This window comes from Neorhizobium tunisiense (assembly GCF_039631515.1).
Lineage (GTDB): Bacteria > Pseudomonadota > Alphaproteobacteria > Rhizobiales > Rhizobiaceae > Neorhizobium.
Genome location: NZ_JBDIUU010000001.1, coordinates 1,699,033 through 1,722,850, shown reverse-complemented (window position 1 = coordinate 1,722,850; position 23,818 = coordinate 1,699,033). Strand labels below are relative to the sequence as shown.

The following is a 23,818-nucleotide window of genomic DNA, read 5'->3' as shown; positions in this document are numbered from 1 at the left end:
CGCCCCCCCCAATCAGGGAACGATCAGCGTGCCCGCGCCGTGCTCGGTGAAGATTTCCAGCAGCACCGAGTGGGCCGTCTTGCCGTTCAGGATGACGACGCCCTGCACGCCGGCCTTGATCGCCTCGATGCAGGTCTCGACCTTCGGGATCATGCCGCCGGAGATCGTGCCGTCCTTGATGAGGGCCTGGGCCTGCGCGACAGTCAGTTCCTTGATCAGCTGCTTGTCCTTGTCGAGCACGCCCGGAACGTCGGTGAGGAAGAGCAGGCGGGTGGCGCTGAGCGCCCCGGCGATGGCGCCCGCGAACGTGTCGGCATTGATATTATAGGTCGCACCGTCGCGCCCCGGAGCGACCGGGGCGATGACGGGGATCATTTCCGACTTGGCGAGCAGGTCGAGCAGCGTGCGATCGACCTCCACCACTTCGCCGACGAAGCCGAGATCGAGGACCCGCTCGATATTGCTGTCCGGATCAACGATGATCTTCTTCGCCTTTTCGGCAAAAACCATGTTGCCGTCCTTGCCGCAAAGGCCGATCGCCCATTCGCCGGTCTGGTTGATCAGCGCGACGATCTCCTTGTTGATCGAGCCGGCGAGAACCATTTCGACGATCTCGACCGTCTTCTGGTCGGTGACACGCAGGCCGGCTTCGAACTTGGATTCGATGCCCATCTTCGTCAGCATCGCGCCGATCTGCGGACCACCGCCATGCACGACGATCGGGTTGACGCCGGACTGCTTCAACAGCGCGATATCCGCCGCGAATGCCTTGCCGAGTTCCGTATCGCCCATGGCGTGGCCGCCGTATTTCACGACGATCGTCTTGTTTTCGTAACGCTGCATATAGGGCAGCGCCTGCGCCAGAAGCTTGGCCTGAAGTTCGCTTTCGGAAGCCGTCATCGGATACCCCTGAATGATAAGTGGGGCCTTTTAGCGCATGTTTCTGACAGAGGAAATAATCAGTCCGCGAGATTGTCGCCCAATCGACCTGCCGGCACCGGATAAATGGTGGCCGTATTCCGGCAAATACCCCTCGCGGCAAGCCCCAGACATTGCAGTCGGCAAACGACCCGATAGATATAGGCAAATGAAAACAGCAACTTGAAAGTTTAGCGGCGGTTTTGGCGTCAGCGTTGAAACTCTTCTTCTCCGCCTTCCGTCTCTTGTGATGTCTCCGCCGATGTCGGGACGCCATGCCTTGGGAGGCGCGCATCCGCGCCGGGGCAATTTGTTTCGTTGAGAGGAAGCCATCATGTTCAACACCACATTCCGCACGCTCGCTATCGCGACCGTTCTGTCCGCCACCGCCGTGACCGCCTTTGCCGCCAATCCGAAGGTCGGCGGCGCGGCGATGTACGAAGACAAGAACATCGTCGAAAATGCCGTGAACTCCAAGGATCACACGACGCTCGTCGCTGCCGTCAAGGCTGCCGGCCTGGTGGAGACGCTCCAGGGCAAGGGTCCGTTCACGGTCTTTGCGCCGACCAATGAAGCCTTCGCCGCTCTGCCCAAGGGCACGGTGGAAACGCTGCTGAAGCCGGAAAACAAGGCCCAGCTCACCAAGGTGCTGACCTGCCATGTGGTCGCGGTCAGCGCCATGTCCACCGCCATCGAGAAGATGATCAAGGACGACAAGGGCACCCATGACGTGAAGACCGTCGGCGGCTGCATCCTGAAGGCAAAGGAAAGCATGGGCAAGATCACGCTCACCGACGAGACGGGCGGCGCGGCCACTGTCACGATCGCCGACGTCAAGCAGTCGAATGGCGTCATCCACGTTGTCGACAAGGTTCTGCTGCCGAAAATGTAAAAGCCGGTCGGATTCCCTTGGGTTTTTACATCAAATTCCGGTCGCCTCTCGGGGCGGCCGGATCTGCCGTTTCTAATAGGGCAGCGTCAGACCGGCCGGCCGACGGTTTCCGCGATTGCCTGGCGCAGTTCCTCGATCCCCTTGCCTTTTTCGGACGAGGTGGACAGCACGAACGGGAAGGCGGCGGGATGCTTGCGGATCTTTTCCTGCGTCTCGGCCAGCAGCTTCACGACGGCCGGTTCCTTGATCTTGTCGGTCTTGGTCAGCACGATCTGATAGGAGACCGCGGCCTTGTCGAGCAGGTCGAGTACTTCCTCGTCATTCTTCTTGATGCCGTGGCGGCTGTCGATCAGCACATAGACGCGTTTCAGTGTCGCCCGGCCGCGCAGATAGTCGAAGACGAGCTTGGTCCAGGCATCGACGGTTTCCTTCGGTGCCTTGGCATAACCGTAGCCCGGCATATCGACCAGCGCCATCGGCGGCAGGTCGGTGCCTGCGCCCGAATAGCCGTCCGGCACGAAATAGTTGAGTTCCTGAGTACGGCCAGGCGTATTGGAAGTTCGCGCCAAGGCCTTCTGGCCGACGAGCGCGTTGATCAGCGACGACTTGCCGACGTTCGAGCGGCCGGCAAAGGCGACTTCGAGCGGGCCTTCCGGTGGCAGGAACTTCATCGAGGGCACGCCGCGGATAAAAATCCAGGGGTGGCCGAAAAGCGGCTTGTCGTCCGTGCTCATGTCTGCGGGCATCGGTTCTGGTCGTCCTGTTCTGTCGAAGGGCACGGCTTCAAGGTTTTGGCGAACAATGTCAAGCTTTCCGGCTTTCAAGCCTTGTTCCAAAAGAAAAACCCCGGACCAGCCGGGGTTCCTCGTCGATGTCTTGGCGGACGTTATTTTGTCGGGGCCTCTTTTCGTCGGAAGAAGCCCTTCAGATTGTCGAAGAGTTCGATCTTGGCGCCATGGCGCTTCATGATGATCGCCTGCTGTGTCACCGACAGGGTGTTGTTCCAGGCCCAGTAGATGACGAGACCGGCCGGGAAGGACGCCAGCATGAAGGTGAACACCAGCGGCATCCAGGTGAAGATCATCGCCTGGGTCGGATCCGGCGGCGTCGGGTTCATGCGCATCTGCACGAACATGGTAACGCCCATGACAAGCGGCCATACGCCGATCATCAGCGCGTGCGGCACGTCGAAGGGCAGCAGGCCGAAGAGGTTGAAAAGCGACGTCGGATCGGGAGCAGACAGGTCCTGGATCCAGCCGAAGAACGGCGCGTGCCGCATTTCGATGGTGACGTAGATGACCTTGTAGAGCGCGAAGAAGACCGGGATTTGCAACAGCACCGGCCAGCAGCCGGCAATCGGATTGATCTTCTCTTCCTTGTAGAGCGCCATCATTGCCTGCTGCAGGCCCATCCGGTCGTCGCCGAACTTGGCCTTCAGCTCTTCCATCTTCGGCTGCATGCGCTTCATGTTGGCCATGGAAGCGTATTGCTTGCTGGCGAGCGGGAAGAACAGGGCCTTGACGACGATGGTGGTGAGCAGGATCGCCACGCCAAAATTGCCCACGTGACGGAAGAAGAAGTCCATCAGCTGGAACATCGGCTTGGTGATGAAGTAGAACCATCCCCAGTCGATCAGGCGGTTGAACTGCGGAACGCCGAACTCCGTCTCGTAGCGCGAGATCAAGGGCACTTCCTTGGCGCCGGCGAAGACGAGGTTCTTGAGTTCGGTGGATTGACCCGGCTGAACCGTCAGGTCGTCGCCCTTGTAGTCCGCCTGATAGCTCGCCTGAGCACCGGCGAAATGCGAGAAACGTGCGACATAGGGCAGCGTCTGGGGCGGCACGATGGTGGCAGCCCAGTACTTGTCGGTGATGCCCAGCCAGCCGGTCTTGGCCTTCTCGTTGGTGAACTGCTCTTTTTCAATATTGGAGTACGTGTGCTCGTCGAGGCTGCCGCTCTCGCCCATCACGCCGATAAAGCCTTCGTGGATGACCCAGACGGACGGCGTAGCCGGCTTGTTGTTGCGCAGCACGCGGCCATAGGGCGTCAGCGTCACCGGCGCGGCCGTCTTGTTGTCGATCTTGTCGGCGACGGTCAGCATATAGTGGTCGTCGATCGAAATCGTGCGCGTGAAGGTCACGCCCTTCTCGTTGGTGAAGGTCAGCGTCACCGGCGTCTGCTGGGTCAGCTTGTCGCCGCTTGCGAGCGTCCACTGCGTGCCCGTGCCGGGGGCGGTGCCGATCGATTCATTCGGGATATAGCCGATTTCCGTGAAATAGCCGTCGGTCGTATCGGACGGCGAAAACAGCGTGATGATCGGGCTCTTGTCGTCGACGGTCTCGTGATATTCGCGCAGCTTGAGGTCGTCGAAACGGGCGCCGGTCAGGTTGATGGAGCCGATCACTGCCGGGGTCTCGATCTGGACGCGCTGCGACCGTGCCAGCGCCTGGTCGCGGGAGAGCGCGGCAGCTGCCGGGTTGGCGCCGGGCAGGTTGCCCAATACGCCGGAACCACTCTGAGCGCCGGGGCTCTCGGGGGAAACAGGCTGGGCGCTTTCGCCCTGGAGCGCACGGCTGGCTTCTTCGGCGCGCCGCTGGGCTTCCATCCTCGGGTTCATATAGAGGAACTGCCAGGCAAGAACGATCAGCACCGAGAGCGCGATCGCGATGAAGTAATTGCGGTTCTTTTCCATCATGCTTTCCTGGAACGGGTCTCCTCGGACCGCTTTGGTCTCGGCTTGCTTTCGATACGCTCGACAAGCTGGGCCGTCATAGCCGCAAAGGGAGCTGTAAGCACCTCCCGCCGCGCGACAATCACATAGTCGTGTCCGTTCTTCATTGCAAATCCGGCAGATTGCCTCACCGCCTCGCGGAGGCGGCGGCGCATGCGGTTGCGTTCGACCGCGTTGCCATGTTTTTTGGTAACAGTGAAACCGACGCGCGGCGCTTCGTCCGGCTGGTTTCGATCGAGGACTTCCAGAAGGAAGTTCCGGCCCCGGCGGGCCTCGCCCTCGCGGACGGCAAGGAACTGCGGCCGGCTTTTAAGCCGCCCGACAGTTTTCTCGTTCTTTGTCTCAGTCGTCATCGCCCGGTCGTCTCGGGCATCTCAGGCCTTAGGCCGAGAGACGCTTGCGGCCACGGGCGCGGCGAGCGGAGAGAACCAGGCGACCACCTTTGGTGGCCATGCGGGTACGGAATCCGTGGCGGCGCTTGCGAACAAGCTTGGACGGTTGATAGGTACGCTTCATTTATTTTAATACCGCGGTGTGCGGCCCTTCTTGGAGTTTGCCGTCATCACGACGGCAAGAGCGCTTCGGAAAAACGATCTGCGCAAGCGGCTGCATGCGTGCAAGCCCGCCGGAGCTGAACGTGGGCGGCTTATAAGAGGACTCCGCCGCAAAAGTCAATCGCTACCGGGATTTTTGGGCTGTCGGCCGAGAGCCGGCCAATCTTGATCGATGCCGCCTTCCGGCGACGCCTGCAGACGCGGTCATATCGATATATCCCCCATGAATTGAGGGGTGAGAAATAGTAGGCGGGCGGCTTATCCCCTTGTCAAACGTCAAAATATCTCAACCGAGGCTGGCAGTTGAAAAAGGCGCGCCCGCCGAGGCTGCAAGCCCCGTTTTTCTCTAAGCTTTTCTTTAATTTCTAATGGCTAATTTTAGCACCGAATGGAAGAGAAACCGGGTTGCGGGCCCGCCTTCCTCGCATGAGAAGTTCCGTCTGGAAGGGAAAGAAATGAAAATTCGAGGGAAAATCAACCTCCTCGTCGGCCTCATGAGCCTTGTGGCCTGCTTTATCGGCGGCATGGCGCTGTTTGCCATGGCCGAATATCGCCAGATGATGGTTCAATATGAACTGGCCGCAGACCGGGCGCACAAGGGCGAACACCTGAACCGGCTCGTCACCGCCGTCGTGATGGAATCCCGCGGCGTCTACATGTCGAAGGATACCAAGGAGGCCGCAAAATTCGCCGACGGCATCCTCGTGTATCTCGATGAGATGGGCAAGCTTCTCAAGGAATGGGACAAGATCGTCCCGGCCGACGAGCGTGCCGTATTCGATAAGCTGCTTGCCCGTTCCAGGGAGTTCAACGGCTTCCGGACCGAGACCGCTCGTCTGGGTCGCGAGGTGAGCCCGGCGGCCGCCAACGAGCAGGGCAACAACGACGCCAACCGCAGCAACCGCAAGGCATACCAGACCGAGATCGATGCCATCGTCGGCACCGACAAGGCCGTCCTCGCTGCGGTGAATGAAGAACTCAGCAGCTTCACGCGAACCCTTTTCATACTCGTTTCCGCAGTTACCCTGGCAGGCGTTGCCGCCGGTGCCGGTTTCGGCCTCTATCTGGGGCGTCGCCAGCTCAGCCAACCGATCACCGATCTGACGGGAGCGATGAAACATATCGCCGACGGCGAATTCGATACGGTCGTCTATGGGGCTGATCGGGCCGACGAAATCGGCGACATGGCCGCCGCAATCGAAATCTTCCGCAAGAACGGCATCGAAGTCGCCCGCATGAATGCTTCCGAAGCGACCATGCGTGGCAAGAACGACGACCTGCAGGCGCGCATGGCCGCCGTCGTCGCCGCCGCCGCGGAGGGGGATTTTACCCGCCGCATCGACAAGCAATGGGGCGAGGAGAGCCTCGACCGCTTCGCTCGTGACGTCGACATGCTCGTCGGCAGCGTCGATGCCGGAGTGTCGGAAACCAGGCGCGTCATAAAAAGCCTTGCCGAGGGCGACCTCACCGACAGCATGCGGGGCAATTTCAAGGGCGCCTTCGCCGAGCTGCAGCACAATGTCAACGGTACCATGGACACGCTGCGGGGCACGATGCGGAATGTCCGCACCGCCACCGGCTCCATCAACGGCAGCGCCGCCGAGCTGAGCCGGGCGACCAACGACCTGTCCCGCCGTACCGAACAGCAGGCAGCGGCGCTGGAAGAAACGTCGGCCGCGCTCGAAGAGATCACCGCCGTCGTCAAGACGTCGACCGAACGGGCTCATGAGGCAACGGTGATGGTCGGCGAGGCCAAGCAGAGTGCGGTCCAGTCGGGCGAGGTGGTGCGGAGCGCCGTCGATGCGATGGGCAGGATCGAGCAGGCCTCCCGCGAGATCGCGCAGATCACCAATGTCATCGACGAGATCGCCTTCCAGACCAATCTCCTGGCTCTGAATGCCGGCGTCGAGGCCGCCCGTGCGGGCGAAGCCGGCAAGGGTTTTGCGGTCGTCGCTCAGGAGGTCCGCGAACTCGCCCAACGCTCGGCAAGTGCCGCAAAGGGCATCAAGGCCTTGATCAGCAAGTCCGGCGAGGAAGTGGCCGGGGGCGTGATGCTGGTCCAGAAGACCGGCGAGGCATTGTCGGAAATCGAAACCCGCGTGTTGCGCATAAACGACCATATCCACTCGATCGCCGTCGCTTCCCGCGAGCAGTCGACGGGGCTCGCCGAGGTCAATACCGCCGTCAACCAGATGGACCAGGTGACGCAGCAGAATGCCGCCATGGTCGAGGAGACGTCCGCGGCGACGCAGACATTGTCCTCGGAGGCCGACAGCCTTTTTGCCCTTGTCTCCAATTTCGACATCGGCCAGGAGGGCGAGCAGGTCGCCAAGCAGGTCGCCGAGCCGGTCCGGACCGCGCGGCCGGTTGCCGCGGCCGCCATTCATCGGCCACGGGCCTCTCCGGTCAAGGCGATGACCGGCGCGCTCTCCCGGGCTTTCGGCGGAGCGGCCGTCGCAACGGCAGCGGTGGCCGGAGAATGGGAAGAATTCTGATCCAGGTTCGTATATCGATCGAATAAGGAAGCGGAGAGGGGCAGCCCTCTCCGCTTTCTCTTTTGCACTGCGGCAAAGGGGACTGGTAAAAAAATGCCGAACCTCTAAAATGGGCGATCATCCGTAGGCTCGCACCAACCCGGCGAGCCGGGTATTCGGAAATGGAGATCCGCATGGACGACGAGGTTCATACCTCGGGGCGCTCGGGGTCCTCGCCGGAAGGCGTAGGCCCGGAACCCATGCCGCGCCTTTTCCGCGGCCTTTCCGGCAGGCTTCTCTGGCTCACCGTCATTTTCGTGATGATGGCCGAAGTCCTCATCTTCGTCCCTTCCGTCGCCACCATGCGAATGAACTGGCTGCGCGACCGCTTGGATACCGCCGCCGCCGCCGGCATCGTCATCGACGGACTGCAGCCCGCCGAGCTTCCCCGTGCGGTGCAGGACGATACCCTGCTTGCGACGGGCACCAAGTTGATCGCGCTGCGCAAGGACGGCACCTCGCGGCTGCTGGCCGCAACGGACACACAGCCGCAGATCGATCAGGTATTCGATCTCGCCAATGTCCCGGTAGCGTCCTCGATGCGCGACGCGCTCGACACTCTCGTGTTTGGCGGCGGCCGCGTCATGCGCGTTTATGGCCCGATCGGCGACAGCGACATGGTCATCGAACTGGTCATGACCGACGACGCGTTGCGCAAGGACATGCTGAAATATTCGAAGACGATGTTTCTCCTGTCGCTGCTGATCTCCCTGATTACCGCCGTGCTGATTTTCCTCGCCATCAACCGGATGATGATCATGCCGATCCGGCGGCTCACCCAAAGCATGCAGTTTTTCTCGGAGCAGCCGGACGATCCCGGCCGCGTCTTTAGCGCCGATCGTTCCCGGGGCGAACTTGCAGTCGCCGGCCGGCACCTCACAGCCATGCAGGCGCAATTGCAGCGAACGCTGAAGCAGCAGAAGAACCTGGTCGATCTTGGCCTCGCCGTTTCGAAGATCAACCACGACATGCGCAACATCCTGGCATCGGCGCAGTTGATGTCGGACCGCCTGACGGATGTCGACGATCCGATGGTGAGGAGTTTCGCGCCGAAACTGTTGCGCACGATCGACCGGGCGGTAGGTTACACGAACGAGGTGCTGGCTTACGGCCAGGCCTCCGAGGCAGCACCCCGCCGTCGCCGTATCCGCTTTGCAGCGCTCGCCCAGGAGGTGCGCGACATGCTGGCGATCGATCCGGAGATCGGCATCGAATTCCTGGATCAGATCGCCGCCGATCTCGAAGTGGATTGCGACAGCGAGCAGATTTTCCGTGTCATCCACAATCTCTGCCGGAATGCCGTGCAGGCGCTGCTGAACTTCGATCCGCAGGATACGTCCATCGTTCGCCGGGTAACGGTTTCCGCGCACCGGGTGGGCAGCGTCGTCAGCATCACCATCGACGACACCGGCCCCGGCATGCCGCGAAAGGCCCGCGAGAACCTGTTCTCCGCTTTCCGTGGCTCGGCGCGGTCGGGCGGCACCGGCCTCGGCCTGGTCATCGCCCGTGAGCTTGTCCTGGCCCATGGCGGCACCATCGCACTTGTGGAGAAACCAGGCCCCGGCACGCAGTTTAGGATAGAAATTCCCGACCGTCCGGTCTCTCTGGAGGACTACCGGGTTCGGGCTTGACGAAAATAAATGTTGCTTCTCAACGGTTTGAGCGAGAAGTGACAGCAAAATGACGTTGCCTTCGGTAAAATCGCTTGCAATCGGAATGCGGACGTTTTAGAGGATCGCCACGCAAGCGGTGACGCACTGCTTGCAGACGCACCCGTAGCTCAGCTGGATAGAGCACCAGACTACGAATCTGGGGGTCAGGAGTTCGAATCTCTTCGGGTGCGCCATTTCCTCCATTCATCTTTGAACATTGTCGCGAGTTGATCGGCTGCCGGTGGCAACGCGCGCCCGCCTAACTCCCGCGACGCCGCATTGATGATATGAGATACCCCAGTGCAAACGTCATTGCGGCAACCGCGATTCCGGTGCTGATCACGCCCACAGGCGTTATTCTGGCGCTGCCTCGCAAGGTAATGCTCTTCCCCACGCGCAGATCAAAAGTGGACTTGATTTCCTCAGGATGCGAGGGGATTGCGGTCGGAGGTTCTTCCTGAATAACTGTCATTTCGAAGCTCCCGTGCAAATGTGCTGCGGCCGAACATCCATTCTAAGATAGGGTGGATGGCACAATAACAAGCAGTTTCCAGGTTCATCTCGTCCGGCGTGCCGCGGCGATGTCATGCGGCGGAGCCGAGCCTGCCGAGCGCCTGCCTCAGTCTCGGTGCGGCAAAATCCAGAAAGCTGCGCATCTTGAGCGGCATCTGACCGCGCGCGGCGTGAGCGAGATGGATGGGTGCGGGCTCCGGCTCGAAGGATTCCAGGATGATCCGCAGCGCTCCGGCTTTGATTGCTTCCGCCGCCTGATAATGGAGCAGCCGCGTGACCCCGACGTTGCGTATCGCGGCCTCCGCAGCGGCCTCGGCGGTCGAGACGGAAAGGCGCGATGGGGGAGCGGTGGCGCTCAATCCTGTCGGCAGCATGTGCCGGATTGACGATGGCGCCGGCCCTTCGAATGTCACCCACGGCATTTTTCGAAGATCCTCCGGTCTCTGCGGAACGCCATGAGCCGCGAGCAGGGCCGGGCTGGCGCAGGTCACCATCCGCATCGATCCGACCCGTGTCGCAACCATCGTGCTGTCCGGCAATTGGCCGATCCGGACTGCCATATCGACATGATCGTCGACGAGATGAACGTTGCGGTCGGCCAACTGCAAGCGGATATTGATTTCGGGAAACAGGGCCAGGAAATCGATGACGATGGGCAGGACATGGAGCCGGCCGAACATGATCGGCGCCGTGATGACCAATTCGCCCTTTGGCGTTGTGAACTCACCGGCGGCCTCCCGTTCCGCATCCTCGACCTGTTCGAGTATACGTCGCGCCGCCGCTACATAAGTGGCGCCGACATCGGTCAAGGTGAGTTTGCGGGTCGTGCGGATCAGCAGACGCGTGCCGAGCGATGCCTCGAGCTCCGAGATTTTCCGGCTGAGCGTCGGAACGGGCACCTGGAGCGCCCGACCTGCGGCAGACAGACTACCCTTGTCCACCACCTCCAGCAGCATCGACATGGCTTCGAAGCGATCCATCCATCTTTCCATTTATCGACAAGATGAGTTCCAGCAATACTATATTATGCTGGATTATGGAAAGAGCTATGCATCCCTTTCACCGGCGCCGATAGCGGCTCTGCCGGGAAGGAGCTTCTTCATGTCCTATGGCTTTCTCGACATCGCCATCACACCCAGCGTTCGGGCCGCACAGAAGGCTATGGGCGCCGACCACATCTGGCAGAATTTTGCCGGCGATCGTGACTTCGATCGCCTGACGGAAAATGAGGCGGCCTTCATCGCCGACCGGGACAGCTTCTACATGGCGACGGTGTCGGAGACGGGTTGGCCCTATGTCCAGCACCGGGGCGGCCCGCGCGGCTTCCTGAAGGTGATCGACGACCGGACGTTGGCCTTTGCGGATTATCGCGGCAATCGCCAGTATATCAGCACCGGCAATGTTGCGGCAAACGACAGGACATGCCTCTTCCTGATGGACTATCCCCGTCGTGCCCGGCTGAAAATCTATGCGCATGTCGAGCAGGTGGCGCTCGATGCGGATCCTGCCCTGGCCGCGCTTGTCGTCGACCAGGACTACCGGGCGAAGCTCGAGCGCATTTTCCGGCTGCGCCTCGAGAGCTTCGACTGGAACTGTCCGCAGCACATCACTCCCCGCTTCACCGAGGGACAAGTCGCCGAGGCGGTCGGTCCCCTTCGGAACCGCCTAGCCGAGCTCGAGACCGAAAACGCCGAACTGCGCGCCCGCCTTGCCATCCATGGAGATACCCAATGAGCGATCAACGTCCACCCCTGCCGCCGTTCACCCCGGAAACGGCGGTCGAGAAAGTCCGCCTTGCGGAGGATGGCTGGAACGGCCGGGACCCGGCGCGTGTGGCGCTCGCCTACACGGTCGATAGTTACTGGCGCAACCGCGCCGAATTCGTCGAGGGGCGCGAGGCGATCATCGGCTTCCTCACCCGCAAATGGCAGCGCGAGCTGGATTACCGTCTCGTCAAGGAGCTGTGGAGTTTCCGGGAGAACCGCATAGCGGTCCGCTTCGCCTATGAGTGGCACGACGATAGCGGCAACTGGTTCCGTTCCTACGGCAACGAGAATTGGGAGTTCGACGAACATGGCCTGATGCGCCGACGGCTCGCTTCCATCAACGACGCGCCCATCCGCGAGGCGGAGCGGCGTTTCCATTGGCCGCTCGGACGCAGGCCCGACGATCATCCAAGCCTCAGCGCTCTCGGTTTTTGACCGGTAAGGGGCGTCGGAAGGAAGTCCGCATGCGTTCAATTTCGGGCGAGTTATCAAATCAGCGAGCGCGGTTTCTATTGATCCGCGTCGCAGGCTGTGCCATCCGCTTCGTATGATAACTTTCTTATAAGGCGAAAATGAATCGCGAGAGCGTGGGCGCGGTGCGTTCCGAAGAGTTGAACAAACCCGGTGGGCTAGCCGGGTTTCTGGCTGGCGGTCTTTGGCCCGCGGCGCTGTTTCTGGGTGCTTATTTCCTGCTGAGCATCGCCGTCCGTCTGATGTTGCCCAACGGGCTGACGCTGGACGAGGCCGAGCAGGCGCTGTTTTCGCAACATTGGCTTGCCGGCTACGGGCCGCAGCCGCCTTTTTACAACTGGGTACAGAATGCCTTCGTCAGCGTGATCGGCATCTCGCTCTTTTCGCTGACCTTGCCGAAATTCCTGATGCTGCTGTTGTGCTACGTATTCTTCGGCATGGCGGCACGCGAGGTCGATGCCCGACCCGGCTTTGCGGTGATGGCGATGCTGAGCCTGCTCACGCTGCCGCAGCTCTCCTACATGCCACAGCAGGATCTGACCCACACGGTCGCGGTGCTAATGGCGACGTCGCTGTTTCTTTACGGGCTCTTTCGAACCCTTGTCCGGGCGGATTGGCAGGGCTACCTGATCGTCGGGGTCGCGGTCGGCATCGGGATGATCTCGAAATACAATTTCGGGCTGCTGCCGGCCTCTGCCCTCATTGCGGTGTTCTGCGACAGGGAGTGGCGCGCTCGTCTTCTTGATCCGCGCATCCTGCTGACCGCGATCGTTGGCCTTGTAATCGTCCTCCCGCATGCTCTCTGGCTTCGCGGCAATCTCGACCTTGCGACATCGGGCACGATCGGCAAGATGGTTGAGGCCAACGCTCCGCATGGCATTGTCCGTATTGCGCGCGCACTCGGCTCGCTGATGCTTGCCTGCATCGCGTTCGGCGCGCTGACAGTCGCCATCTTCGCGGTAGCCTTCAAAAGGGAGTTCACGCGCTCGCTGAAGGCAGGCGACCGCTGGACACGCCTTCTGGGGCTGATGATGGCGATCGGCCTTGTTGGTGTCGTACTCGTGATCCTTTTCACCGGCACGACCAAGATTACGGAGCGTTGGCTCGATCCCTATCTTCTGCCTTTGCCGCTCTATCTGCTTCTGAAGCTGGAACGAGCCGGCATCGATACAGCCTCCCATCTCAGGCGCTTCGTCCCCGTCTTCGTCGTCATCATGTTCGTGACGCTGGTCCCGCTGGCTGGCAAGACGCTGACGGGCGGGCTTACCGGCGGCTACACCCGGATCAACTACCCCTTCACCTCCGTCGCAGAATTTCTTAAAGCCGACGGCCGGCCGGCGGTGATCGTTGCAGCCGGCATGAACCTGGCTGGCAATATGCGATTGCAGTTTCCCGATGTGCCGGTCATCAATTCCGAACAGCCGATTGCCGGTTTCCCGGCTGCAGACGCCATGAAGGGGCCGGTTCTGGCAATCTGGGCCGATAGCGGGCGCGCATCAGGCTCGCCGCCGATCGATCTTTCCTCCGTCGATAGGCTCGGATTGACCCCGTCGCCTGCAAAATCCCTCTTGCGGCCCTATTATTACGGCGACGGAAAAATGCAGCTCAACCTCGGTTATCTCTGGCTTCGCTGAAGACGGTAGGCAAACCCGCGAGGCTGATATATCTGTTCGGGAAAGCCTGCTCGCAGGCGGATAAAGACCCAAGGAGATTCCGATGGCTGAGACGGAAAAGGTCGCGCTGATTACCGGCGGCGGACGTGGCATGGGTGAGGCGATTGCCCGCGAACTGCACGCCGAGGGTTACAAGCTCGCGCTGATGTCGCCCTCCGAAAGCTGCGAGAGGCTGGCGGCAGAACTCGGCGGCGTTGCCTCCCGCGGCGTCGCGGAAAAGGCCGAGGACATCCAGGCGATCTTCGACCTCGCCATGAAGACCTACGGCCGCATCGATGCGGTGGTCAATCATACCGGCCATCCGCCGAAGGGCGACCTGCTCGACATCAGCGACGAGGACTGGACGCTCGGCTCGGACATGATGATCCTGTCGCTGGTGCGCATGGCGCGGCTGGTGACGCCGGTCATGCTGAAACAGGGCAAGGGCGCCTTCGTCAACATCACCACCTTCGCCGCCTACGAGCCCTCGCTCGTCTTCCCGGTTTCCTGCACCTACCGTGCCGCTGCAGGTGCCTTCACAAAACTCTATTCGGATCGTTATGCAGCCGACAACATCCGCATGAACTGCATCCTCCCGGGGTTCATCGACAGTCTCGACCACAAGCCGGGGACGGCGGAAAAGGTGCCGATGAAGCGTGTCGGCCAGGTAGAAGAAATCGCAAAGACCGCCTCTTTCCTCCTGTCGGACGGCGCGGGCTATATCACCGGCCAGAACATCCGCGTCGATGGCGGCGCCACCCGTCACGTCTGATCGGAGTATTCGAGATGAGATGGAAGCGCACGATCCAGTTGCTGGACGTTCATTGCGAGGGCGAGATCGGCAAGGTCGCGATCGGCGGCGTGCCGAAAATCCCGGGCGAAACGGTTGCCGCCCAGCTTCACTGGCTGAACACCGATCCGAAGGGCAACGAGCTTCGCCGTTTCCTCTGCCTTGAGCCGCGCGGTGCGCCGATAGGCTCGGTCAACCTGTTGCTGCCGCCGAAACATCCCGATGCGGACGCCGCCTTCATCATCCTGCAGCCGGACCAGGCGCATGCGAGTTCCGGCTCGAACTCGATCTGCGTCACGACAGCGCTTCTGGAATCCGGCATTGTCGAAATGCAGGAGCCTGAAACCGTCGTGACACTTGAGACCGCCGCCGGCCTCGTTCGTGCGACCGCCACCTGCCGCGACGGACGTTGCGAAAAAGTGAAGCTCACCATGGTGCCGTCTTTCGTGCATCAGCTTGACGTCAAGGTTCAGACCCCGTCATGGGGCGAGATCACGCTCGACCTTTGTTACGGCGGGATCTTTTACGGGCTGGTGGATGTCGGCCAGATCGGCCTGACCATCGAGAAGGGCAATGCGGCAGCACTCGTCCAGGCAGGCATGGTTCTGAAGGACCTCATCAACAGGCAGATCGAGGTCATGCACCCCGAAATTCCGGCGATCTCCGGCGTCGCTTACGTGATGTTCCGGGATACGGAAGCCGACGGCACGGTGCGGACCTGCACCACGATGTGGCCCGGCCGGGCGGACCGTTCACCCTGCGGCACCGGCAATTCCGCCAATCTGGCAGCGCTCCATGCGCGCGGCAAGGTGAGGGTGGGGGATGTCTTCAAGTCGCGCTCGATCATCGGCTCTCAGTTCGAGGTAGGGCTGGCGTCCGAGACGGAGGTCGCGGGAAAGCCGGCAATCATCCCGACGATCACCGGCCGTGGCTTTACCTTCGGTCTGCATCAGATAGCCCTTGATCCGTTCGACCCGCTGTCCGACGGATTTGCAATGACCGACGTCTGGGGGCCATCGGCCGGGGAAATCTGATTTAGATTTCCTTGCCGTTGCCTGCCGACTGTTCCATGTCGCCCGGCTTCAGGACCAGCGAATTGACGCCTTCGGTCGTCGCCGGGTCGCTTGGCCCTGGGACAATACCCAGTTCCTGCATCTGCAGGAACTTGTAGGCCCCGAAGACATCGCCTTTCTCGGCAGCTTTGCCGTACATTTCGGCAGCCTTGAGGGCGTTCGCTTCGATGCCTTCGCCCGCTTCGTACATCAGCCCGAGATTGATCATCGCATCGGCATTGCCACGCTCAGCCGCAAGGTCGTACCAGGCGATCGCCGTCTGGTCGTCCTGCGCCACGAGTTGGCCTTCATCATAGATCGCGCCGATATTGAAAGCGGCGGTATCGTCGCCTTCCGCCGCCGCCTTTTCGAACCAGATCAATGCCCGCTGGACATCCGGTTGGGTGCCGAGGCCATCGCGATAGGCGACGCCGAGATTGTAGGCTGCGAGCACGTTGCCGCCATTGGCAGCCTCGGTATAGAGTTGGAATTCCGACCGCTCGTCGCCGAGCCGACCCATCAGCATGCCGAAGTTCACCTTGGCGGCAGCATATCCCGCCTGGACTGCAACATCGTAGGCGTTCATCGCCTGGTCGGCCTGCTGGGTCTTGTTCAGAGCCCGGCCGAGCTGATAGGCGAAACGCGGATTGCCGGTCGCGTCATAGGCCATGCGGCATGCGTCTACCGCGGTGCCGTCGATATCCGAAATGCCGACAGGGGCAAACTCTCCATTGCGCTGCTGATCGTAGGGGCTGCCGGCGAGGCGGTCACATTCCGTCTGCATGGCAGAGGTGAGCTGCAGGTTGGCGCGTTCCTCCGCGCCAAGGGAAACCGTCAGGGCGCAGAGCGCGGCGGCGGTACCTGTGGCAATTGCAAAACCCCTGTTGACTTTCGAGAGGCGGGATTTCATTTTGCGCTCCGATTTAACTTACTCTTCAGATTGCTTAACGAACGCCGGAAGCAGGCACCGGTTCCGTGTGCCTTTCATGTTTCGCGCGCGAAAAGCCCTTGGATCCCGCACATCTGCGTGAGAAATAACCTACATCTGGCCTGCTGGATTGCAGGTTCCTCGCATCATCGGATTGTTTTGCCCGAACCATTGATGTTATGGCGGATGGATCGACCACGTCCGGAAGTTCTCCCATGAAGACGCTCAAGATCCGCCGCCCTGACGACTGGCACCTGCACCTGCGCGACGGCGACGTCCTGCGAGCGGTGATCGGCGATACGAGCCGGCATTTCGCACGCGCAATCATCATGCCCAATCTGGTGCCGCCGGTGGTGACGACCTCGGATGCCAGGGCCTATCGCGAGCGCATTCTCGCCGCCCTTCCGGCAGGCGATCGCTTCGAGCCGCTGATGACGCTCTACCTGACGGAGAATACTGACCCGGACGATGTGGAAGAGGGCAAGAGGAGCGGCCTGATCTCGGCCGTGAAGCTCTATCCCGCCGGGGCCACGACCAATTCCCATGGCGGCGTGCGCGATTTCAACAAGGCGATGCCGGTTCTGGAACGCATGGCGAAGATCGGCCTGCCGCTCTGCGTGCATGGCGAGGTGACCACGCCGGAGGTCGATATCTTCGACCGCGAGGCAGTCTTCATCGAGACCGTGCTCGATCCGCTGCGCAAACGCCTGCCGGAACTGAAAGTCACGATGGAGCACGTGACGACCGCCGACGGCATCGACTACATCAAGTCGTCGAAAGGCAATCTCGCAGGCTCGATCACTACCCACCACCTGATCATCAATCGTAACGCCATCCTGGTCGGCGGCATCCGCCCCCATTATTACTGCCTGCCGGTCGCCAAGCGCGAGAACCACCGCCTGGCGCTCAGGGCTGCGGCGACATCCGGTGATCCGCGGTTCTTCCTCGGCACAGATTCCGCCCCCCATGTCGATCCGCTCAAGGAATGCGGCTGCGGTTGTGCCGGCATCTATACGTCCATCAACACCATGAGCTGCCTTGCGCATGTGTTCGAGGCCGACAACGCGCTCGACAAGCTGGAGGCGTTCACCTCGCTGAACGGCCCGGCCTGGTATGGGCTGAAGCCGAACGAAGAAACGATCACGCTCGAAAAACGCGACGAGCCGGTAAGGTTTCCCGACAAACGCGAGAGTGGCGCCGGGCCGATCACAGTCTTTGATCCAATGTTCCCGCTTCATTGGCAAGTGTTTGATAAGTAAATGCTAATGTTTGGGGGGCTGACGGTATCTGGATCGATCCGGTAACCTTTTGGATAGAATCCGGGCTTAGCTTGACGCCCAGGATTTTCCGGCGGGGATGTACCCGAAGAGAAAGCTAGGCATGATGCTCGACTACCATTCTCTTCTGCTCGCGCTGGGCGTCTCGGCGGCGTGCCTGATGGTGACGCTGTTCGGGACATGGTATTCGCGCCGCACCGATTCCTTCCTTCTCACCCTTGTCATCGCGCTCTGCCTCACGGTTTCGGGCATTTTCGCCTATAGTTCCTATACGGTCGAGGCCGACGTTGTGGGTGCATCGATCGCCTACACGTTCCTGATGGCGGGGTTCGGCACGATCTATGCGGCATCGGTGCAGTTCCGCAACGGGACCCGGCCCTGGGTAATGGCCGGTGCCATTACCGCCGCTTCCGTCACTTTCGGACTGCCATTGATGATTGCCGGCCTCGACGGCCTCGGGTTCATCGTCATGAACCTTGCCACGGCCGGGCTGCTCCTCGAAACCGCCAGGCAATATTGGCGCGCACGCCGGGAGGCGCCGGGACCGCTCATCGGAATGGCGGTGCTCTACGCCGCCACCGCGGTGTCTTTCGCCCTATGTGCTGTCGTCCTGATCGACGGGCAACAATGGGTGCTGGGCCACGCGCCCGACAACTGGGCCGAAAACCTCAATATCGCTGTCTGCATCGCCGGCATGACCGGCATCGGCGCACTGTCGCTGGCGCTGCATCAGTGGCGCATGGCAGCCCACCATCGCCACGAGGCGATCACCGATGCGCTGACGGGGCTTCTCAACCGCCGTGCTCTCTTCGAGCAGCATGGCCATCGCACGCTCGGTCCGTCGACCGCCGTCGTCGTTTTCGATATCGATCGGTTCAAGGCCATCAACGACCAGCACGGCCATGCCGCCGGCGACGAAGTGCTGAGGCTTTTTGCCGAGGATCTCAGAAGCGGCACCAAAATTCGCAACACCGTGGCGCGGCTTGGAGGCGAGGAGTTCGTGATGATCCTCGTCAACGTCCTTCCCGGACGGGCCGAACGCATCGCCAACGACATTTCCCGCCGCTTCGCCGCCCGCGAGATCATCATCGGCGACGCGGTGCTCAAGTGCACGGTCAGCGCCGGTGTCGCGGCCGGTGCCCCGACCGGCCAGCCTTTCGAAACCGTGCTCGGTCTGGCCGACAACGCGCTCTACGAAGCAAAACGGGCCGGCCGCGACCGCGTGCATGTCGCAGGCTATCTGCGCCCCGTGGATACGAGCGAAACACGCACTACCGCCTGACTCCATCCTTATTTTTCGCATCGTCTGGCATACTCGGCCGCATGCTGCTATTGCGGCGCGTGGTTTTGACAAAAGGAGCGGGCGCATGATTCAAACCACATTTCCGGACCGCGGCGTAATGGCCGAACTGATGGCGAAGATGCTCTGGGAGATCGGAGCGGTCCATTTCAGCGCCGACAAGCCCTACAAATTCGCCTCGGGGCTGATGAGCCCGGTCTATATCGACTGCCGCAAGCTGATTTCCTATCCACGCATCCGCTCGGCGATCATGGATTTCGCGGCCGCGACCGTCATGCGCGACGCCGGTTTCGAGAAATTCGACTGCGTTGCCGGCGGCGAGACGGCGGGCATTCCCTTTGCGGCTTTCCTTGCCGAGCGTTTGGGCCTGCCGATGATCTATGTCCGTAAGGCGCCGAAGGGCCACGGGCGCAATGCACAGATCGAGGGCCATCTGCCGGAGGGTGCGCGCGTGCTGGTCATCGAGGACCTGACGACTGCCGGCGGCAGCATGTTCAAATTCATCGATGCGATCCGCGCAACCGGCGCCACTGTCGATCACGGCATCGCGCTCTTCTTCTATGATATCTTCCCGGAAGCCTACGAGCGTTTCTCGAACGGCCAGGTGAAGCTTCATCACATCGCCACCTGGCGCAATGTGCTGGCGGCAGCCAGGGAGGGCAAGCTTTTCGATGACAACACGCTGTCGGAAGTCGAGGCCTTTCTCGACGCGCCGCTGGCCTGGTCGGGGCGCAATGGCGGCGTCAGCGAGATAGCGCTCTGATTTTTTGCTCTGGCCTTTTGGCAAAAGCTCGCTTAATCGATTGAAAAAAGTGACTGAGAAAGCGCGCGGGAGGATTTTTATGATTTTGTGCTGCGGCGAAGCCCTGATCGATATGCTTCCGCGTGACACCACGCTCGGTGAAAAAGGCTTTGCGCCTTACGCCGGCGGCGCGATCTTCAACACAGCGATCGCGCTCGGCCGGCTTGGCCAGCCGGTTGCGTTTTTCACCGGCATTTCCGACGACCTGATGGGAGACGTCCTGCGGGACACGTTGGCAAAGAGCGGCGTGGATTACAGTCTCGCCGCGGTTTCCTCGCGACCGACGACGATCGCTTTTGTGAAACTCGTCAACGGCCAGGCGACCTATGCCTTCTACGACGAAGGCACTGCCGGCCGGATGATCACCGAGGCAGACCTGCCGGTGCTCGGCGATGACTGCGAGGCCATGCATTTCGGCGCGATCAGCCTGATCCCCGAGCCCTGCGGCGCCACCTACGAGGCGTTGATGGCCCGCGAATATCAGAAGCGGGTCATCTCCTTCGATCCGAATATCCGCCCGGGCTTCATCAAGGACAAGCCGAAGCACATGGACCGCGTCCGCCGGATGGCCTCCATGTCGGACATCATCAAGTTTTCCGATGAGGACCTTGACTGGTTCGGCATGCAGGGTGACCACGATACGCTCGCGGCGCATTGGCTGGATCAGGGCGCCAAGCTGGTTGTGCTGACCCGCGGCGCAGATGGCGCGACCGGCTATACCAACAGCTTCAAGGTTTCGGTACCGAGCGAGCGCGTCACCGTGGTCGACACGGTCGGCGCCGGCGATACGTTCGATGCAGGCATTCTCGCCTCGCTGAAGATGCAGGACCTGCTGACTAAGGCGCAGGTTGCGAACCTCAGCGAAGACCAGATAGCCAAGGCGCTGGCGCTCGGCGCAAAGGCCGCTGCCGTCACGGTATCGCGGGCCGGCGCCAACCCGCCGTTCGCCCACGAGATCGGACTCTGAGGTCCGATCCTCCTTCTGCAAGCGAAAATAAGTCGGCTCTTGAGGAAGGGCCGAAACGTTATTTCCGGGCGGCGAGCAATGCCTTTACCAGCCCCTGCGTCGAGGCGTCGTGGCTGCCGGCGCTCTCCTTGCCTTCCACGACGGGCAGCAGGCCGGTCGCCAGCTCCTTGCCGAGCTCGACGCCCCACTGGTCGAAGGAATTGATGCGGAACAGCACGCCCTCGACGAAGACGCGGTGTTCGTAGAGCGCGATCAGCCGGCCGAGCGCGAACGGCGTCAGCTTGTCGTAGACGAAGGTGATCGAGGGGCGGTTGCCGGTGAAGACGCGGTGCGGCGCGATGAAATCGGCCTGTTTGTCGTCCATGCCCTTCGAGGTCAGCTGCGCCTTGGCTTCCGCCACGGTGCGGCCCTTCATCAGCGCTTCCGACTGCGCCAGGCAGTTGGCGATCAGCAGCTCGTGCTGATGGCGCAGATGCGGCTCGAAACTGTTGGCGGCGATCATGAACTCGGCCGGGATGACGGTCGTGCCCTGGTGAATGAGCTGGTAGAAGGCGTGCTGGCCGTTGGTGCCGGGTTCGCCCCACACGACCGGGCCGGAATTGCCCTCGACCGGGGTGCCGTCGATTGTCACGCCCTTGCCGTTCGATTCCATGTCGAGCTGCTGCAGATAGGCCGGGAAGCGCAGCAGCCGCTGGTCATAGGGCAGGATGGCGCGGGACGGATAACCGAGAACGTTGCGGTGATAGAAGCCGATCAGGCCGAGCAGCATCGGCAGGTTCTGGCGCACCGGCGCGGTGCGGAAATGGGTGTCCATCGCATGCGCGCCGTCCAGGAACTTGCCGAAATTCTCACGCCCGACGGCGATCATCAGCGGCAGGCCGATCGCCGACCAGATCGAATAACGTCCGCCGACCCAGTCCCAGAACCCGAAGATGCGGTCGCTGTCGATGCCGAAGGCGGCGACCTTGTCGAGCGCGGTGGACACGGCGCAGAAGTGATGCCCGACGGCTGCTTCCCCAAGCTTGTCGGCAATGAAGGCGCGCGCCGAGGCCGCATTGGTCATCGTCTCGATGGTCGTGAACGTCTTGGAAGCGACGATGAACAGCGTCGTTTCCGCATCGAGCAGCTTCAGCGTGTCGGCGATATGCGCGCCATCGACGTTGGAGACGAAATGCGCCCGCGGACCGTCATGGAAGGGCGCCAGCGCCAGGGTGACCATGACCGGGCCGAGATCGGAGCCGCCGATGCCGATATTGACGATATCGGTGATCTTTTTGCCCGTCGCGCCCTTCAGCGCCCCCGAGCGGATGCCGTCGGCGAACTTGCCCATGGCGGCGAGCACGCCGTTGACATCCGGCATCACATCCTTGCCGTCGACCATGACCGGCGTGTTGGCACGGTTGCGTAGCGCCGTGTGCAGAACGGCGCGGCCTTCGGTGAAGTTGATCGCGACGCCCGAGAACATCTCCTCACGCTTCCTGGCGACGCCGCCGGCATCCGCCAGCTTTTCGAGCAGGACCATGATCTCGTCGTTCACGGCCGTCTTGGAATAGTCCATCAGGAGATCATCGAAAACGGCGCTGAACTTGGCAAACCGGCCGGAATCGGCGGCAAAGGCGGCGCGGATATCCGTGGCATTGGTTTTCGCGACGGTGGATTTCAGGTCTTGGACGATGGCCTGCATGGGGGGCTCCTCGGCACTCGGAATGGGATGATCGGGAACCTATTCGGTTTCCATGTCAAATCAAGCACGGCCGCACCGATGATGCGTTTATTGTCCAACCGCGGTCCCGACGGCGTTGCCGATCGAGTTGCCGAAGCGGTCGACCTGGTCCTTGTAGTTCCGCCGCGTGGTCGGATCGAAGATGGCTATTGGTGTGCTGACGGCCACGCTCGCTGCGCTGCCCACGGTTTGAGCCGTCCCGAGGGCCACAGCACCGAGCGTCTCGCCGAGCCCGACGTCCGAATCGGTCACCGTCTGGCCTTCGATCAGCCGGTTGCCGATCAGCTTCACCACTTCCGGGCTTTCCGCGAACTTGCCGTGGTTCAGCCGGTCGCCGGTCTTGAGCGCGGTGAGGTCCAGAACCGCGATTCCCGCTTTCTCGAATTCGCTGCGATAGGGCTCGACGGTCGGATCCACCTGGCCGAGCCGGTCGATATTGCCGGAAATCCGTCGCGACAGGCTGAGCGCCCGGTCGTCGCGGGAAACGAACAGCGTGAAATGCGGCCGCTTCTCGCCGATCTCGGCAAGTTGCTGGCCGAACACGTCGACATCGAGGTCGGGGGAGGCGAGGATGACGTTCTGGATCTTCGGCGCCACGCGGCCGTCCCGAATTGCCATCTGGCGGAGCGCCTCGACGGTCAGCCACGATCCCATCGAATGGGCCATGACGGTGATTTCCCCGACGTTCGGCTCTTTCGCCAGCCGGCGCAGCATCTCCTCCAGCGCATCGCGGGAATAGTTGGTGCTTTCCTTGTCGTAGTTATAGGCGAAGACGCTGCCGCGCGACGGCCAGGTGAACAGCACCGGAGCGACGTCAGCATTGGAGTCGTGGACGATCTGGGCGAAGCGGTAGACCGCGTCCTCGTAGCGGTTGTTGAAACCATGCACGAAGACCAGCACGCGCCGGCTTTTGCCCAGGTGGCCCTTCAGCCAGGATTGAGCCGCCGGGGTGGCGAGCGGCGTCACGGAAACGGTAGCGAACTCCTTCGCGGGATTGGCAGGCAGCTTCGATGGCCACTGCACCTGCCCGACCTCGCGAGCCTTGTCCGGCGGGATGGAGACCGCAATCTCGGTAACGACGGGTTCCTTGCCACGCTCGCCGGAGAAGAGGACGCCCGGCGTTTGGGAAGACCGGCGAGTGGTTGCCACCAGCACGTCGACCTTCGAGGTTCCGGCTGCCTGGCTATTGGTCGGAATGAGCACACCTTCGGGACGCCCCGCACAGCCTGCAAGGACGCTCAACACCGTGGCGACGGCGATTACACGAAACGAAAATCCGGCGCGGCTCTCCAAGCG

General features: G+C 61.7%; 21 protein-coding genes and 1 tRNA gene. 13 read left to right on the top strand and 9 right to left on the bottom strand.

Annotated features, from left to right (window positions below; all coding sequences use genetic code 11):
* Nucleotides 1–12 precede the first annotated feature (12 nt).
* A complete protein-coding gene (gene argB / locus ABCW43_RS08995) occupies nt 13–900 on the bottom strand; it encodes an acetylglutamate kinase (RefSeq protein WP_210010549.1) in 888 nt (295 codons plus the stop codon).
* 352 nt (nt 901–1,252) lie between these two features.
* Here argB and ABCW43_RS08990 point away from each other — a divergent pair, with 352 nt between their 5' ends.
* A complete protein-coding gene (locus tag ABCW43_RS08990) occupies nt 1,253–1,810 on the top strand; it encodes a fasciclin domain-containing protein (RefSeq protein ID WP_345923183.1) in 558 nt (185 codons plus the stop codon).
* Between the two features lie 86 nt (nt 1,811–1,896).
* Here ABCW43_RS08990 and yihA read toward each other — a convergent pair whose 3' ends face one another.
* The 4 genes from yihA to rpmH form a co-directional block, all read right to left on the bottom strand.
* A complete protein-coding gene (yihA, locus tag ABCW43_RS08985) occupies nt 1,897–2,544 on the bottom strand; it encodes a ribosome biogenesis GTP-binding protein YihA/YsxC (protein ID WP_345923425.1) in 648 nt (215 codons plus the stop codon).
* 152 nt (nt 2,545–2,696) lie between these two features.
* Entirely contained in the window at nt 2,697–4,502 is a 1,806-nt protein-coding gene (yidC, locus tag ABCW43_RS08980; RefSeq protein ID WP_345923423.1) for a membrane protein insertase YidC, read from the bottom strand.
* Entirely contained in the window at nt 4,502–4,894 is a 393-nt protein-coding gene (gene rnpA / locus ABCW43_RS08975) for a ribonuclease P protein component (protein ID WP_345923181.1), read from the bottom strand. Before rnpA ends, yidC begins: the two co-directional genes overlap by 1 nt.
* A 28-nt stretch (nt 4,895–4,922) precedes the next feature.
* Nucleotides 4,923–5,057: a 50S ribosomal protein L34 gene (gene rpmH, locus ABCW43_RS08970; RefSeq protein WP_080719113.1), complete on the bottom strand. Its 135-nt coding sequence runs from the start codon at nt 5,055–5,057 to the stop codon at nt 4,923–4,925.
* 493 nt (nt 5,058–5,550) lie between these two features.
* On the opposite strand from rpmH, the gene ABCW43_RS08965 reads away from it, so the two are divergent.
* The 3 genes from ABCW43_RS08965 (at nt 5,551) to ABCW43_RS08955 (ending at nt 9,475) form a co-directional block, all read left to right on the top strand.
* Nucleotides 5,551–7,590, top strand: coding sequence for a HAMP domain-containing methyl-accepting chemotaxis protein (locus ABCW43_RS08965; protein WP_345923173.1), 2,040 nt, complete (start codon nt 5,551–5,553; stop codon nt 7,588–7,590).
* 173 nt (nt 7,591–7,763) lie between these two features.
* Nucleotides 7,764–9,260 carry a sensor histidine kinase gene (locus ABCW43_RS08960; protein WP_445738909.1) on the top strand — a complete coding sequence of 499 codons (1,497 nt, stop codon included), beginning with the start codon at nt 7,764–7,766 and terminating at the stop codon, nt 9,258–9,260.
* A gap of 138 nt (nt 9,261–9,398) precedes the next feature.
* A tRNA-Arg gene (locus ABCW43_RS08955) sits at nt 9,399–9,475 on the top strand.
* A 390-nt stretch (nt 9,476–9,865) separates the two neighbouring features.
* Here ABCW43_RS08955 and ABCW43_RS08950 read toward each other — a convergent pair.
* Nucleotides 9,866–10,774, bottom strand: a complete 909-nt coding sequence (locus tag ABCW43_RS08950) for a LysR family transcriptional regulator (RefSeq protein ID WP_345923171.1) — start codon at nt 10,772–10,774, stop codon at nt 9,866–9,868.
* Between the two features lie 121 nt (nt 10,775–10,895).
* Between ABCW43_RS08950 and ABCW43_RS08945 the strand changes: the two genes are divergently transcribed.
* From ABCW43_RS08945 to ABCW43_RS08925, 5 genes are all read left to right on the top strand, one after another.
* A complete protein-coding gene (locus ABCW43_RS08945) occupies nt 10,896–11,528 on the top strand; it encodes a pyridoxamine 5'-phosphate oxidase family protein (RefSeq protein ID WP_345923169.1) in 633 nt (210 codons plus the stop codon).
* Nucleotides 11,525–11,995: a nuclear transport factor 2 family protein gene (locus ABCW43_RS08940; protein WP_345923166.1), complete on the top strand. Its 471-nt coding sequence runs from the start codon at nt 11,525–11,527 to the stop codon at nt 11,993–11,995. The genes ABCW43_RS08945 and ABCW43_RS08940 overlap by 4 nt, the downstream gene beginning before the upstream one ends.
* Before the next feature lie 137 nt (nt 11,996–12,132).
* Nucleotides 12,133–13,665, top strand: a complete 1,533-nt coding sequence (locus tag ABCW43_RS08935; protein WP_345923164.1) for a glycosyltransferase family 39 protein — start codon at nt 12,133–12,135, stop codon at nt 13,663–13,665.
* Nucleotides 13,666–13,747: 82 nt separating this feature from the next.
* Nucleotides 13,748–14,455: an SDR family oxidoreductase gene (locus ABCW43_RS08930; protein ID WP_345923162.1), complete on the top strand. Its 708-nt coding sequence runs from the start codon at nt 13,748–13,750 to the stop codon at nt 14,453–14,455.
* A 14-nt stretch (nt 14,456–14,469) separates the two neighbouring features.
* Nucleotides 14,470–15,507, top strand: a complete 1,038-nt coding sequence (locus ABCW43_RS08925; protein WP_345923161.1) for a 4-hydroxyproline epimerase — start codon at nt 14,470–14,472, stop codon at nt 15,505–15,507.
* A gap of 1 nt (nt 15,508) precedes the next feature.
* On the opposite strand, the gene ABCW43_RS08920 is transcribed toward ABCW43_RS08925, so the two are convergent.
* Entirely contained in the window at nt 15,509–16,435 is a 927-nt protein-coding gene (locus ABCW43_RS08920) for a tetratricopeptide repeat protein (RefSeq protein ID WP_345923158.1), read from the bottom strand.
* Nucleotides 16,436–16,668: 233 nt separating this feature from the next.
* On the opposite strand from ABCW43_RS08920, the gene pyrC reads away from it, so the two are divergent.
* The 4 genes from pyrC (at nt 16,669) to ABCW43_RS08900 (ending at nt 20,799) form a co-directional block, all read left to right on the top strand.
* Nucleotides 16,669–17,712 carry a dihydroorotase gene (gene pyrC, locus ABCW43_RS08915; protein ID WP_345923156.1) on the top strand — a complete coding sequence of 348 codons (1,044 nt, stop codon included), beginning with the start codon at nt 16,669–16,671 and terminating at the stop codon, nt 17,710–17,712.
* Between the two features lie 121 nt (nt 17,713–17,833).
* Entirely contained in the window at nt 17,834–19,012 is a 1,179-nt protein-coding gene (locus ABCW43_RS08910) for a GGDEF domain-containing protein (RefSeq protein ID WP_345923153.1), read from the top strand.
* A gap of 85 nt (nt 19,013–19,097) precedes the next feature.
* Nucleotides 19,098–19,793, top strand: a complete 696-nt coding sequence (locus tag ABCW43_RS08905) for an orotate phosphoribosyltransferase (RefSeq protein WP_345923152.1) — start codon at nt 19,098–19,100, stop codon at nt 19,791–19,793.
* A 79-nt stretch (nt 19,794–19,872) separates the two neighbouring features.
* A complete protein-coding gene (locus ABCW43_RS08900) occupies nt 19,873–20,799 on the top strand; it encodes a carbohydrate kinase family protein (RefSeq protein WP_345923150.1) in 927 nt (308 codons plus the stop codon).
* Between the two features lie 58 nt (nt 20,800–20,857).
* Here ABCW43_RS08900 and pgi read toward each other — a convergent pair whose 3' ends face one another.
* A complete protein-coding gene (pgi, locus tag ABCW43_RS08895) occupies nt 20,858–22,483 on the bottom strand; it encodes a glucose-6-phosphate isomerase (protein ID WP_345923148.1) in 1,626 nt (541 codons plus the stop codon).
* Nucleotides 22,484–22,570: 87 nt separating this feature from the next.
* Entirely contained in the window at nt 22,571–23,815 is a 1,245-nt protein-coding gene (locus tag ABCW43_RS08890; protein WP_345923146.1) for an alpha/beta hydrolase, read from the bottom strand.
* Nucleotides 23,816–23,818: the final 3 nt, after the last annotated feature.

Bases quoted from the DNA above. Each gene is read 5' to 3' on its own strand.
- pyrC (WP_345923156.1), top strand. From the start codon at position 16,669: ATGAAGACGCTCAAGATCCGCCGCCCTGACGACTGGCACCTGCACCTG.
- rpmH (WP_080719113.1), bottom strand. From the start codon at position 5,057: ATGAAGCGTACCTATCAACCGTCCAAGCTTGTTCGCAAGCGCCGCCAC.
- ABCW43_RS08900 (WP_345923150.1), top strand. From the start codon at position 19,873: ATGATTTTGTGCTGCGGCGAAGCCCTGATCGATATGCTTCCGCGTGAC.
- ABCW43_RS08910 (WP_345923153.1), top strand. From the start codon at position 17,834: ATGATGCTCGACTACCATTCTCTTCTGCTCGCGCTGGGCGTCTCGGCG.
- argB (WP_210010549.1), bottom strand. From the start codon at position 900: ATGACGGCTTCCGAAAGCGAACTTCAGGCCAAGCTTCTGGCGCAGGCG.
- ABCW43_RS08990 (WP_345923183.1), top strand. From the start codon at position 1,253: ATGTTCAACACCACATTCCGCACGCTCGCTATCGCGACCGTTCTGTCC.
- ABCW43_RS08965 (WP_345923173.1), top strand. From the start codon at position 5,551: ATGAAAATTCGAGGGAAAATCAACCTCCTCGTCGGCCTCATGAGCCTT.
- ABCW43_RS08945 (WP_345923169.1), top strand. From the start codon at position 10,896: ATGTCCTATGGCTTTCTCGACATCGCCATCACACCCAGCGTTCGGGCC.
- yihA (WP_345923425.1), bottom strand. From the start codon at position 2,544: ATGAGCACGGACGACAAGCCGCTTTTCGGCCACCCCTGGATTTTTATC.
- pgi (WP_345923148.1), bottom strand. From the start codon at position 22,483: ATGCAGGCCATCGTCCAAGACCTGAAATCCACCGTCGCGAAAACCAAT.
- ABCW43_RS08920 (WP_345923158.1), bottom strand. From the start codon at position 16,435: ATGAAATCCCGCCTCTCGAAAGTCAACAGGGGTTTTGCAATTGCCACA.
- ABCW43_RS08930 (WP_345923162.1), top strand. From the start codon at position 13,748: ATGGCTGAGACGGAAAAGGTCGCGCTGATTACCGGCGGCGGACGTGGC.
- ABCW43_RS08950 (WP_345923171.1), bottom strand. From the start codon at position 10,774: ATGGATCGCTTCGAAGCCATGTCGATGCTGCTGGAGGTGGTGGACAAG.
- ABCW43_RS08935 (WP_345923164.1), top strand. From the start codon at position 12,133: ATGAATCGCGAGAGCGTGGGCGCGGTGCGTTCCGAAGAGTTGAACAAA.
- ABCW43_RS08960 (WP_445738909.1), top strand. From the start codon at position 7,764: ATGGACGACGAGGTTCATACCTCGGGGCGCTCGGGGTCCTCGCCGGAA.
- rnpA (WP_345923181.1), bottom strand. From the start codon at position 4,894: ATGACGACTGAGACAAAGAACGAGAAAACTGTCGGGCGGCTTAAAAGC.
- ABCW43_RS08925 (WP_345923161.1), top strand. From the start codon at position 14,470: ATGAGATGGAAGCGCACGATCCAGTTGCTGGACGTTCATTGCGAGGGC.
- yidC (WP_345923423.1), bottom strand. From the start codon at position 4,502: ATGGAAAAGAACCGCAATTACTTCATCGCGATCGCGCTCTCGGTGCTG.
- ABCW43_RS08905 (WP_345923152.1), top strand. From the start codon at position 19,098: ATGATTCAAACCACATTTCCGGACCGCGGCGTAATGGCCGAACTGATG.
- ABCW43_RS08940 (WP_345923166.1), top strand. From the start codon at position 11,525: ATGAGCGATCAACGTCCACCCCTGCCGCCGTTCACCCCGGAAACGGCG.